The sequence below is a fragment of the Mesorhizobium sp. M4B.F.Ca.ET.214.01.1.1 genome, assembly GCF_004791545.1.
In the GTDB taxonomy this organism is placed as follows: Bacteria; Pseudomonadota; Alphaproteobacteria; order Rhizobiales; family Rhizobiaceae; genus Mesorhizobium; species Mesorhizobium abyssinicae.
The window spans coordinates 207,900-219,961 of the sequence record NZ_SRUX01000010.1 but is presented as its reverse complement, the minus strand read 5'-3'; the positions used below and the strand labels follow the sequence as shown (position 1 = coordinate 219,961).

At 63.6% G+C, this 12,062-nt stretch carries 11 protein-coding genes; 6 read left to right on the top strand and 5 right to left on the bottom strand.

The features are described from left to right. Positions 1-36: 36 nt before the first annotated feature. The 4 genes from EN857_RS20965 to EN857_RS20950 form a co-directional block, all read right to left on the bottom strand. Complete coding sequence (locus tag EN857_RS20965) at positions 37-1,134, bottom strand: polyamine ABC transporter substrate-binding protein (RefSeq protein ID WP_127392522.1); 1,098 nt, start codon at positions 1,132-1,134, stop codon at positions 37-39. Between the two features lie 360 nt (positions 1,135-1,494). Then, positions 1,495-2,457 (bottom strand): DMT family transporter, encoded by a 963-nt coding sequence (locus EN857_RS20960; RefSeq protein WP_135859186.1) that lies wholly within the window; start codon positions 2,455-2,457, stop codon positions 1,495-1,497. A gap of 173 nt (positions 2,458-2,630) precedes the next feature. Next, positions 2,631-3,533 (bottom strand): DUF2167 domain-containing protein, encoded by a 903-nt coding sequence (locus EN857_RS20955; RefSeq protein WP_135859184.1) that lies wholly within the window; start codon positions 3,531-3,533, stop codon positions 2,631-2,633. Positions 3,534-3,682: 149 nt separating this feature from the next. Then, entirely contained in the window at positions 3,683-5,128 is a 1,446-nt protein-coding gene (locus EN857_RS20950; protein ID WP_135859181.1) for a helix-turn-helix domain-containing protein, read from the bottom strand. 246 nt (positions 5,129-5,374) lie between these two features. On the opposite strand from EN857_RS20950, the gene aceA reads away from it, so the two are divergent. The 3 genes from aceA to EN857_RS20935 all read left to right on the top strand — a co-directional run bounded on the left by aceA (position 5,375) and on the right by EN857_RS20935 (position 7,711). Then, positions 5,375-6,664 (top strand): isocitrate lyase, encoded by a 1,290-nt coding sequence (gene aceA, locus EN857_RS20945; RefSeq protein WP_135859178.1) that lies wholly within the window; start codon positions 5,375-5,377, stop codon positions 6,662-6,664. Positions 6,665-6,725: 61 nt separating this feature from the next. After that, positions 6,726-6,968, top strand: coding sequence for a hypothetical protein (locus EN857_RS20940; protein ID WP_127287374.1), 243 nt, complete (start codon positions 6,726-6,728; stop codon positions 6,966-6,968). 281 nt (positions 6,969-7,249) lie between these two features. Then, positions 7,250-7,711, top strand: a complete 462-nt coding sequence (locus tag EN857_RS20935; RefSeq protein WP_245511342.1) for a response regulator — start codon at positions 7,250-7,252, stop codon at positions 7,709-7,711. Between the two features lie 39 nt (positions 7,712-7,750). Here EN857_RS20935 and EN857_RS20930 read toward each other — a convergent pair whose 3' ends face one another. Beyond that, positions 7,751-8,464 carry an HAD family hydrolase gene (locus EN857_RS20930; protein ID WP_135859176.1) on the bottom strand — a complete coding sequence of 238 codons (714 nt, stop codon included), beginning with the start codon at positions 8,462-8,464 and terminating at the stop codon, positions 7,751-7,753. A gap of 163 nt (positions 8,465-8,627) precedes the next feature. Here EN857_RS20930 and EN857_RS20925 point away from each other — a divergent pair, with 163 nt between their 5' ends. Genes EN857_RS20925 through EN857_RS20915 form a run of 3 tightly spaced genes read left to right on the top strand, consistent with a single transcriptional unit; the run spans position 8,628 to position 11,806 of the window. Continuing rightward, on the top strand, positions 8,628-10,061 hold the full coding sequence (locus tag EN857_RS20925; protein WP_135859174.1) for a glutamine synthetase family protein: 1,434 nt from the start codon (positions 8,628-8,630) through the stop codon (positions 10,059-10,061). Positions 10,062-10,090: 29 nt separating this feature from the next. Further along, positions 10,091-10,459: a four helix bundle protein gene (locus EN857_RS20920; protein ID WP_135859171.1), complete on the top strand. Its 369-nt coding sequence runs from the start codon at positions 10,091-10,093 to the stop codon at positions 10,457-10,459. A gap of 60 nt (positions 10,460-10,519) precedes the next feature. Further along, positions 10,520-11,806, top strand: coding sequence for an FAD-binding oxidoreductase (locus tag EN857_RS20915; protein ID WP_135859169.1), 1,287 nt, complete (start codon positions 10,520-10,522; stop codon positions 11,804-11,806). Positions 11,807-12,062: the final 256 nt, after the last annotated feature.

Below are 12,062 nucleotides of genomic sequence, written 5' to 3'. Positions count from 1 at the left end.
CCCCGGCGCCCTGCCGCCGGGGTCGCGCCGATTTGCCTACTGGCCGGTCACGATCTTGGTCCAGGTGCGCGTGATGACGCGCTGGGTCTTCGGATCGTAGGGCTGGACGGTGTAGAGCTTCTCCAGGGTCGCCGCGTCAGGATAGACCGCCGGGTCGTCCAGAAGCGCCTTGTCGACGAACTGCTGCGAGGCCTTGTTGCCGTTGGCATAGAGCACCGCATTCGACGACTTCGCGATCACCTCCGGCGTCATCATGTAGTTGAGAAACTCATGCGCTTCGGCGACATGCGGCGCGTCGGCGGGGATCGCCATCTGATCGAACCACATCTGGGCGCCTTCCTTCGGCACCGAGTAGCCTATCTCGACGCCCTGCTTGGCCTCGACGGCGCGGTTGCGCGCCTGGAAGACGTCGCCCGACCAGCCCACAGCCAGGCAGATGTCGCCATTGGCGAGCGCATTGATGTACTCCGATGAATGGAACTTGCGGATATAAGGCCGCACCTTCAGCAACGCTTCCTCGGCCTTGGCGATCTCGTCGGGAGAGGTGCTGTTGGGGTCGAGGCCGAGATATTTCAGCGCGGCCGGGATGATGTCGGCCGGCGAATCCAGCACATAAACGCCGCAATCCTTCAGCTTGGCCAGATTGTCCGGATTGAAGAACACGTCCCAGCTGTCGATCTTGTCGGTGCCAAGCGCTGCCTGCACCTTCTTGATGTTGTAGCCGAGGCCCACCGTGCCCCACATGTAGTTGATGGAGTACTCGTTACCGGGGTCGTATTTGGCGGTTCTTTCCGAAACTGTGTCCCACATGTTGGAGAGGTTCGGCAGTTTCGATTTGTCAAGCTTCTGGAAAACGCCGGCCTGGATCTGGCGGGCAAGGAAATTGCCGCTCGGCACGACGACGTCATAGCCGCTGCCGCCGGCCAGCAGTTTGGTTTCCAGGATTTCGTTGGAATCGAAGGTGTCATAGACGACCTTGATGCCGGTCTTCTTGGTGAAGTCTTCGATGATCGTCGGGTCGATATAATCGGACCAGTTGAAGACGTTGACGACGCGGTCCTCGGCGTGACCGGCAGGCGTCAAAAGCGCCAGAAATACCGATGTCGCCGAAAGCCAGAGCGCTTTGCGGATCATGTTGTTCTCCTTTGGTGAGTGTTCCGTCGCCAATCCGTCGCGGTGTCCGCGCGGCTGGGCTTTTGCTTCAGATTATTGAGCTTTCCGGGGAGCGACAAGCGCGAACAGCCGGCATAGGGGCGGTGCGATGCGGAGCCGGAAAAAGCTTTGGGCCGTTGCCGTGGCCTGGGGGGTGTGCCGACGTCGTCAGAGGCTTTCGCCATGGCGCGGGCAGGGATACGACGATGTGGTCCGGTCCCGATCGGACCGGCATTGAGACTTGGCAAGATACGCCTGTCTTGTTGTTGCCGTGCTCTTAGCCTGCCCGCCCGGCAGCGACGTTGTCAATGGCTCATCGCGCGCTTTGGCGCCTGCGCTTCATCAATTCGGAGACGGCACGCCGGTGACGCCCGGCCGCTCGGGCCGCGCCTGGCGCTTGAACTCGAGAGCGATGTGGACGAGGAGCGCGGCGACGACGACCGCGCCGCCGACAATCGTGCGCGCCGATGGCACCTCGGAATGCACGAGCCAGACCCAGATCGGGCCGAGGATCGGCTCGAACGTGCCAAGCAGTGCCGCCATCGCTGCCGGAACGAGACGGGCGCCGGTGGCGAAGAAGGCAAGGCCGACGCCAAGATTGAGGACGCCGAAGGCAAACAGGAAAGCCATATCGTGACTGGACACGGCGAACTGCGACGCCTGGGATGCGGCAAAGGCGCAGGCGAGCAGCGCGGCGAGGCAGTTGGCCGGCGTCATGCGCACATGGGCGAAGCGCCGGGTGATCACGGTGGCGATCGAGAACATGCAGGCGATGAGCAGGGCCAGGCCATCGCCGATGGGAGACACCGCGCCATCGAGCGATTCCGAGACCATAATGGCGACGCCGGTGATTACGGCGGCGATCGCCACCCAGGTCGCCGTCGCCACCCGCTCTCGAAACACCACCCAGGCAAGCAGTGCCGCCAGCAGCGGCACGCCGGCCTGCATCAAGAGGATGTTGGCGACCGTGGTGTAGGAAAGCGCCACGATGAACGAGGTCGACGCGGTGGCGAAGCAGACCGCGACGGCAAGGCCCGGCAGGCCCATGTCGCGAAACAATCTCAGCGTGCCCCGCCAGCCGTCGCGCCAGGCCATGAAGCAGAGCAGAAACGCCACCGCCCAGAGCGAACGCCAGAACACGATCGTCCAGTTGTCGGTGACGTCGATGAAACGGGCGATGGTGCCGCCAAAGCTCCACATCAGCGCCGACAGGAACACCAGCAGCATGCCGACGCGCTCCTCGCCGGGCGAGATGGCCGGGCGCGGCGGGACGGCTGGCGAAGCTGGCGATGCGGCGTCGGTCATGGTTGCGGCTGTCGGCGATTTCAGGGCGGCACGATGCGCGATGGGCGGCAGGAACGCGCCGCATTGGCGTAACGCACCGACGGCCGCGAGGCGTGATCCAGCCTCGCATTCCGTTTGGCGCACTGACGACCAGCAACTCGGCCATTCGGTCGGCAGAGACCGGTCATCGCACTTTAGGAGGAGGCGTCTCGGTTGCGCCGAATGAGCCGCCAAAGGCCCGCCAGCGGAACCAGCAGGATCACGCCGAACTTCTTCAGCGCGATCAGCGCCACCGCCAGCAGGCCGGCCTTGGCCGCCAGCTTGCCGGCAATGAGGCCACCGATGCCGACGGCGGCGACGGTGTCGAAGCCTGGCTTGAAATCGACATACTTCTTGCCGGGGCTGAAGGCGGCGATGCCGAGCACCTCGTCCAGGCTTTGCCTGATCTCCGGCAGTTGATCGACCGTGGCGATGTAGCTCATCACGAACACGCCCTCCCGGCCGAGAAAGCGCACATCGTAGTTCAGCGTGTGGACGGCATCGGTTCCGAACTGCAGCTCCTTGGCCCAGTGCAGGCGCTTGTTGACGGCATCGTAGACCGGCGGCGAGGCCCAGCCGATCAAGGTGACGGGCTGAAATCCATCCTTCACCCTTTGATCGTTGCTCGACCGAGTGTCTTCCTGCATGCCGCGCAGCAATTCAGCATAGTCGATGGACGCCGCGTCGCTGTCATCGACATAGCCGATCTTTTCCCAGCGCAGCTCTATGCCCCAATTGTTCTCGGAGATGGGGTCGTGGTTTACCGGGAAAATCATGCCGACGGAGCCGGTGCCGACATCTGGCGGATTGCCCCAGGCCTCGGTCAGGACAGAGGCGGAATCCTTCTTGTCCAGGAAGTAGAACTTGCCCTTGAGGTCGAGGTGCACGCCTTCGGCGAGATCTATCGCTCCGGTCCTGGGCTCGATCTTGTCGAGGAAGGCCTTACCGGCATCGTTGTATTGTTGGTACGATTTGAAGAATTCCGAGGATTTCTCCGCAAATGCGGATGAAGCTGAAAGGGCAAGCGTCAGCCCAAGCCAAAAAACTGTCCTGTTCATTCGCCGACCCCCCAGCCTTGCGCAATTCTTTTTTGATATCGCGACGCCAATGCTTAATCAATATTGCCGACGGCAATATTGCGGGGGGAAACCGCAATGGCTTGCTGTTGCAACGGAGGACGAGCCTCCGGGCCGACCAGTAATCGACGTCACTGGAAATCGAAAGCGCTCAGGCCGGTCACCATCTCGTCGAGGCCGAGCGGCCGCGTCACCGGCGGCTCGGCGCGCGCCAGGCAACCTATGCGTTCGCAGAGCCGGCAGGCGGGTCCCACCGGCGTGGCAACGGCGACGCCCTGCCCCGACTTGCCGCCCGCCGTCCCCGGAAGGGCTCCGCCATAGACGATCTCGTCACGAAAGCCGATATCGCAGCCGATGAGCAGCGCCGTGCGGCGCGGCCGCTCCGAGAAGGCGCCCTGTGGACCTTCCAGCGTGCGGGCAATGCAGAGGAATTCGGCGCCGTCCGGCATTTCCACCGCTTCCACCAGGATCTGCCCGGGCTGAGTGAAGGCGGCATGGACGGCGAGCTTCGGGCAGCCGCCGCCGAAGCGGCTCTGCGGAAAGCCCTGGCTGCCGGCCTTGCGGAAGCGGTTGCCGGCATTGTCGACCTCCAGCATGAAGAACGGCACGCCCGCCGATCCCGGCCGCTGCAGCATGGTCAGGCGGTTGGCCGCCTGCTCGAAGGACACGCCGAAACGCGAACGCAGCACGTCGATGTCGTAGCGGGAGCGCAGCGCGGCCGCGTGAAACGCCTGATAGGGCATCATCAGCGCGTGGGCGGCGTAACGGCCAAGCTCGAAGCGCGCCAGCCGGCGGGCCTCGTCCGTCGTCAGCTTCAGCGCCTGGATCTCGCCGGCGACCGCGACCGTCATGCGGATCAGCGAGGCTTCCATCGCCACCTCGCGCAACTGGTCGAAAGGCGACAGCCGTTCGGACAGGAACAGGCGCTGCGAATGGCGGTCGTAGCGGCGGCGCCAGTTCGGCATGGTGGCGACCGGCAGCACCTTGACGACGATGCCATATTCGCGCTTCAGCCAGGTCTTCAGCGCGCCGAACAGGTCGTCGCCAGGATCGAGCAGCGCCGTGAAGGCCTCGGCCTCCTCCTCCAGGGCGGTGAAATGGTTCGGCCGGCGCTCGAAGATTTCGTGCACCTCGTCGACCGGCAGCCGGGCGCCGGACAGGGCGGTGGCGCGGCCTTCGCGCGCCAGAAGCTCGTTGAGGTCGGAAAGCCGCTCCGCCTGCTCGCGATAGGCGCGAAACAGCTTCACCATCGCGGCGGAAGCATTGGGAGCGGCCTCGGCGAGCTCGATCAGCTCCTGGTCGCCCGGCAGTTCGCCCGACAGCAGCGGATCGCCGAACACTTCCCTGAGCGCCGATATCGAACCCTTCGCCTCGCCCTGCAATTCATGCGGATCGATCTTGTAGACCGATGCCAGCTTGAGGATCAGCTGCACCGTCAGCGGCCGCTGGTTGCGCTCGATGAGGTTGAGATAGGACGGCGAGATACCGAGCCCTTCGGCCATCGCCGTCTGGGTCAGGCCCTTGGCGTTGCGGATGCGGCGGATGCGCGGCCCGGCAAAGATCTTCTGGTCAGCCACTCCATCCATCCTTGACAGTAATTTACACGATTTGGCCGCAAGTACCTTCTCGGCCCTTTTACAATCGTGACAAATTTACAAGGCTCACCAGTCAAACGCAACACTGATTTTCCCTTATTTTCCGGTCGATGTTGCGGTTTTCCTCGCGCTTTTCGCAGTGCGGTGTAAATGATGTCACACATCGGCGGCGCACAACTCCCATGGGCGACGTTTCCAAAACCGGCATCGAATGAACTGGAGTATCCAATGACCGATTTTTACAACCTTGTCCCATCCGCGCCCGAAGGCCGCTTCGACGGCATCGAGCGGCCCTATTCGCTGGAGGATGTGAAGCGGTTGCGCGGCTCGGTCCAGATCCGCCAGAGCCTGGCCGAGATGGGAGCCAACCGGCTGTGGAAGCTCATCCACGAGGAGGACTTCGTCAACGCGCTCGGCGCGATGTCCGGCAACCAGGCCATGCAGCAGGTCAGAGCCGGGCTGAAGGCGATCTACCTGTCGGGCTGGCAGGTCGCGGCCGACGCCAACACCGCGTCCGCCATGTATCCCGACCAGTCGCTCTACCCAGCCAACGCGGCGCCGGAACTGGTCAAGCGCATCAATCGCACGCTGCAGCGCGCCGACCAGATCGAGACCTCCGAAGGCAAGGGACTTTCGGTTGAGACCTGGTTCGCGCCGATCGTCGCCGACGCCGAGGCCGGCTTCGGCGGGCCGCTCAACGCCTTCGAAATCATGAAGGCATTCATCGAGGCGGGCGCCGCCGGCGTCCACTACGAGGACCAGCTGGCGTCGGAGAAGAAGTGCGGCCATCTCGGCGGCAAGGTGCTGATCCCGACGGCGGCGCATATCCGCAACCTCAATGCGGCCCGTCTCGCGGCCGACGTGATGGGCACGCCGACGCTGGTCGTGGCGCGCACCGACGCCGAGGCGGCGAAGCTTCTGACCTCGGACATCGACGAGCGCGACCGGCCCTTCGTCGACTATGACGCGGGCCGCACGGTCGAAGGCTTCTACCAGGTCAGGAACGGCATCGAGCCGTGCATCGCGCGCGCCATCGCTTACGCGCCCCACGCGGACCTGATCTGGTGCGAGACCTCGAAGCCGGATCTGGCGCAGGCCAAGAAGTTCGCCGAGGGCGTGCGCAAGCATCATCCGGGCAAGCTGCTGGCCTACAACTGCTCGCCGTCGTTCAACTGGAAGAAGAACCTCGACGACGCGACGATCGCCAAGTTCCAGCGGGAACTCGGCGCCATGGGCTACAAGTTCCAGTTCATCACGCTGGCTGGTTTCCACCAGCTCAACTTCGGCATGTTCGAGCTGGCGCGTGGCTACAAGGCACGGCAGATGGCAGCCTATTCGGAATTGCAGGAAGCCGAATTCGCGGCCGAGGTCCATGGCTACACCGCGACCAAGCACCAGCGCGAGGTCGGCACCGGCTATTTCGATGCGGTGTCGATGGCGATCAGCGGCGGCCAGTCCTCGACAACGGCCATGCATGAATCGACCGAACACGCGCAGTTCAAGCCGGCGGCAGAGTGAGCCGGCGCAAGAGACGACCAACAGAGGAAACGCCCGAAGGGCAACTTAAAGGAGAAGACCAATGGCATCGATTAGCCGCGTCAAGGAAAGAGCCGAAGAGCAATCCTCGGCGATGAGCGTCGACCAGCAGGCAACCATCCGCATGCTGGCCAATGACCTGCACAGGCTCAACCAGTCGGTGATGAAGGCGGTCGAAGCGGGCGTCTCGGTGGAACTGGTGCGTTCGGCCAGACATCATGGCGGCGACGGCAACTGGGGCGATCTGCTGATCCCGGTGATCGTGACCCAGCAAAGCCACAGCTAGTCAAACTCCACCGCGCATTCGCACTGCGACCGCGCAAAGGCCGAACTCTGTCTCGCCCGCGCCGCAACGCGCGGGCGACTTTCGTTTTTGACGGCCCGATCCACTACTCGTTTTTCACAGCCGATCCACTACTGCCAGGAATAGAACTTGCACTAAATTTTAGGTTTTCTTGCTATATTCCAGATGTTAGCCATTTCAGCTTGACACCGGTGGCAATCTCACGCCAATTGTTCCTCAGGTTTCAACCCTGCATTGAAACAGAGACGAGTGCCCGCCCGCCCATGAGCCCCACTGATCGAGAGACCAGGACTGCAGACCACGCCAATGCGGCGGCTCGCGGCACAGATGCCGGCCTGGCGACGGATTTCTCGCAGGTGCTGGTCATCGGACGATCCCCGATCAATCGCGTCGTCGTGGCGAAAATCGTCGAGAAATCAGGGCTGAAGCCGATTTCCGAATCGCCTGAAACGGCCGCGAAGGCGCTGCGGGGCCTCATTCCCGGCGCAGTCGTGCTCGATGGCGGCGCCGACAACAAGGACTGCGATGCGCTGATCTCCGGCATCGACGCGCTCAGGCGGATCTCGGGCAAGGCATTGCCTTCGGTGATCCTGCTTTCAACCAAGACTGGCACACCGGAGAGCCTCGGCCTATCCAGCGTAATCGATGCCGTGGTCGCCAAGCCGATCACTCCCGAAAGGCTGCAACCGGTGATCGACCGGCTGATCGGGCTCGTGCGCGGCTGACCAAAAATTCGGGTCGACCGGCCGCAAATCTCGACAGGCTCAGTCAGCCGTGACGATGCCTTCGATCAGCGCAGGCAATTGCCCGAGATCGGCGATCTGGCGAAAACGCGGCGCGGCCGTCGGCGCCTCGACATGCTCGAGCACCCAGGTCAACTCGTGCGGCACGTGGACGCCCCAGCCGCCGGCCTCGATGGCCGGCACGACGTCGGACTTCAGCGAGTTGCCGACCATCATGCTTTTCCCCGGCCCGTCGCCGTGGCGACTGAAGACACGGGCATAGGTGGCCGCGCTCTTGTCGCTGACGATCTCGACGGCGTCGAACAGATCGCCGAGGCCCGATTGCGCCAGCTTGCGCTCCTGGTCGAAAAGGTCGCCCTTGGTGATGAGCACGAGACGATAGGCGCCGGCCAGTTTCTCCACGGTCTCGCGCGCATGCGGCAGCGGTTCGATCGGATGACTGAGCATCTCGCGTCCGGCGGCAAGGATCTCGGCCACGACCGACCCCGGCACGCGGCCACTGCTGACCTCGATGGCGGTTTCGATCATCGACAGCGTGAAGCCCTTGATGCCGAAACCGTAGACGGCAAGGTTGCGCCGCTCGGCCTCGAGCAGCCTTGCCGAAACATGATCGGCCTCGCCATGCTCGGCAAGCAGCCCTGCGAAGCGCTTTTCCGTGAGGCGGAAGAACTGCTCGTTCTGCCACAGCGTGTCGTCGGCATCGAAGCCGATCGTCGTCAATTCATGGGTGGGCATGGCTGTCCTGCGTTCGGCGCGTAAGGTAGTCGCATTTCGCGAGGCGTCGAACCTAAGCTCACCGCCGCGAATTTCAACAGCGGCGGCCGGTCGAGCGGCTCCCCTTCCCTTCCATCGCCGGCCACGGCTATACTTCGCCATCCGCAACCCAATCTGGTGACTGATGCCGCCTGCAAAAAAGGAAGTCCGTCCGTCGAGCCGCGGAGGACGCGCCCGTACGCCTGCCTTCGTGAAAAGCCAACGTGGCGTCAAGAACTGGAAGGAAGTCAGCGCCTGGCTCGAATGGCGCGGCATCGAAGACATCGAGTGCATCACGCCCGACCAGGCCGGCGTTGCCCGCGGCAAGATGATGCCGTCGAAGAAATTCACCTCCAACACTTCGCTGGCCCTGCCCTCGGCGGTGTTCATGACGACGATTTCCGGCGGCTATCCGGAAGACGGCAACGGCTTCCACTATCCTGAGGATGACGGCGACCTCAAGTTGATGCCCGACCTTTCGACGCTGACCGTGGTGCCGTGGGAAGAGGACCCGACGGCGGCTGTCATCTGCGACCTCGTCCACCAGGATGGGCGCTCGGTCGAGTTCACGCCGCGCAACGTCTTGAAGCGCGTGCTCGCCGCCTACGCCGATCGCGGGCTGAAGCCGGTGGTGGCGCCCGAGATCGAGTTCTACCTGGTGCGCAAGAACCCGGATCCGGACTATCCGCTGACGCCGCCCGTCGGGCGCTCGGGACGGCCGATCGGCGGCGGCGCCGGCTACTCGATCGCCGGCGTCAACGAGTTCGACGAATTGATCGACGACATCTACCACTTCTCCGAAGGACAGGGCCTGGAGATCGACACGCTGATCCACGAGGAAGGCGCCGGCCAGCTCGAGATCAATTTGCGCCACGGCGACCCGATCGAGCTCGCCGACCAGGTGTTCATGTTCAAGCGCACCATCCGCGAGGCAGCGCTCAAGCACGAGATCTACGCCACCTTCATGGCCAAGCCGATCCAGGGCCAGCCGGGCTCGGCGATGCACATCCATCAGTCGATCGTCGACAGGAAGACCGGCAGGAACGTCTTCTCGGCCGAGGACGGTTCGGAGACGGACGATTTCTTCCACTTCATCGGCGGCATGCAGAAGCATGTGCCGAACGCGCTGGTGATGTTCGCGCCATATGTCAATTCCTACCGGCGGCTGACGCAGGCGGCCTCGGCGCCGGTCAACAACAAATGGGGCTACGACAACCGCACCACCGCCTTCCGCGTGCCGCGCTCGGATCCGGCGGCGCGGCGCGTCGAAAACCGCATCCCGTCCTCCGACGCCAACCCCTATTTGGCGCTCGCCGCGTCACTCGCCTGCGGGCTGATCGGCATGATCAACAAGGTCAAGGCCGAGCCCCCGGTGCTGACCACCGCGAACGCCGATGAGATCGACCTGCCGCGCAGCCTGCTCGAGGCCGTCGACCTGTTCGAGGCCGACGAGGACCTCGGCTCCATACTCGGCAAGTCCTTCACCGCGACCTATGCGGCGATCAAGCGGGCCGAGTTCGAGACCTTCATGGAAGTGATCAGCCCGTGGGAGCGGGAGTATTTGTTGCTGAATGTTTAGGGGAGTAGGGGAGTAGGGGAGTAGGGCGAATGAATGAGAAAACGGGTTCCTACAAGGACCTGATTGTCTGGCAGCAAGCCATGGATCTCGCCGTGGCAGTGTATGGCGCAACGAAATCCTGGCCGAAGGAGGAACTTTATGGTTTGACCAGCCAGGTGCGCCGTGCAGCCAGCTCGATACCCGCGAATATAGCTGAGGGTTATGGCAGAGAGATCCGCGGTTCCTATCAGCAATTTCTCCGCATCGCCCAAGGGTCACTAAAGGAATTGGAGACGCAGATCTTGATTGCCGAGCGTACCGGTATCGCGTCGAAACCGACGACGGTTTCATTGTTGGAGGGGACCGAAAGTGTCGGGAAGCTTCTTCGCCTTCTGATCCGCAAACTCTCAGCCGACTAGCTCCCCTATCCCCTATCCCCTATCCCCTACTCCCCTACTCTCCTACTCCCCTACTCAATCATGCTCTACCAATCCCCAGTATCCCCCGGCCGCTCCTGGTACGAGGACACGGCCGGATCACGGCCCGAATACCCCGCTCTCGACGGCGACCGCCAATGCGATGTCGTCATCGTCGGCGGCGGCTTCACCGGCCTGTCAGCGGCGGCGCATCTGGCGAAGGCCGGCAGCAATGTCGTGCTCATCGAGGCGCATCGGTTCGGCGACGGCGCTTCGGGGCGCAATGGCGGCCAGCTCGGTACCGGCCAGCGCGCCTGGGCCGAGGAGATGGAGGCGGAATACGGCCTTTCCCGCGCCAAGGCGCTGTTCGACCTCGCCGAGGAGGCCAAGGCGCATCTGCTCGAATTTGCCGCCGTCAACAGGATCGAGATCGACTACATGCCTGGCCAGCTGTCGGTGGCGCACAAGCAGCGCTATGTCGACGACTACAAGGCGCATGCCGAGATCATGGCGAGCCGCTTCGGCTACCCGCACATTTCCTTCATGGACGCGAAGGAAGCCGCAGAGCGGCTGGGCTCGACGCGCTATTTCGGCGGCACGCGCGACACCGGCACCGGGCACATCCACCCGCTGAAGCTGGTGATCGGCACGGCGAAAGCAGCGGCCGGGGCCGGCGCGCAGTTGTTCGAGCGGACGCCGGCGACCGGCATCGTCTCCGGCGGCGGCAAGGTGAGGGTGACGACGGCGAAAGGCACGATCACGGCCGAGAAATGCCTGATCGGCGTCAACGCCTATGGCGGCACGCTCGAGCCGGTGAGCGCCGCGCACATCATGCCGATCGGCTCCTTCATCGGCGCGACGGTGCCGCTCGGATCGGCCTCGACCGTGCTGCCGGGCGGCGAGTCGGTCGACGATTCCCGCTTCGTCGTGCGCTACTTCCGCAAGTCGAAAGACGGCCGGCTTCTGTTCGGCGGGCGCGAGGTCTACGCGGTCAACGATCCGAAGGACATCCACATCCATATCCGCCGCCAGATCGCGGAACTCTATCCGGAGTTGAAGGATGTCGAGATCACGCACGGCTGGGGCGGCTATGTCGGCATCACCGTGCCGCGCAAGCCATTCGTGCGCGAAGTGATGCCCAATGTCATCTCGGTCGGCGGCTATTCCGGCCACGGCGTCATGCTGTCGAACTTCTTCGGCAAGCTCTATGCCGAGACCGTGCTCGGCAACCGCGACCGGCTGAAGCTGATTGAGGATCTGAAGGTCCCGCCCTTCCCCGGCGGCCGGCGTTTCCGCGCGCCCTTGCTGTTCCTGGCGCTCAGTTGGTTCGCCCTGCGCGACAGGATCTGACGCAAGGGAAGCACCGGCCGGAACGGAGCTCCCGGCCTATCTGCCTGATTCCATTCGGCAGTTCGTGCCGATGCGACATGTTGCGGAATCCTTAACAAGGGTGCAGAATTCGTTGCAAGGGCGCACTGATGCCACAATCACCGGCAAAGGATGCGGGTTCTGGGCTGTAAGACGGGGACTTTCGCGGGCCCGCCCGCTTGTGTTTTTGGGACCGATGCCGATCACCGCCGGACCTCCGGCACCGATCGAAAGAACG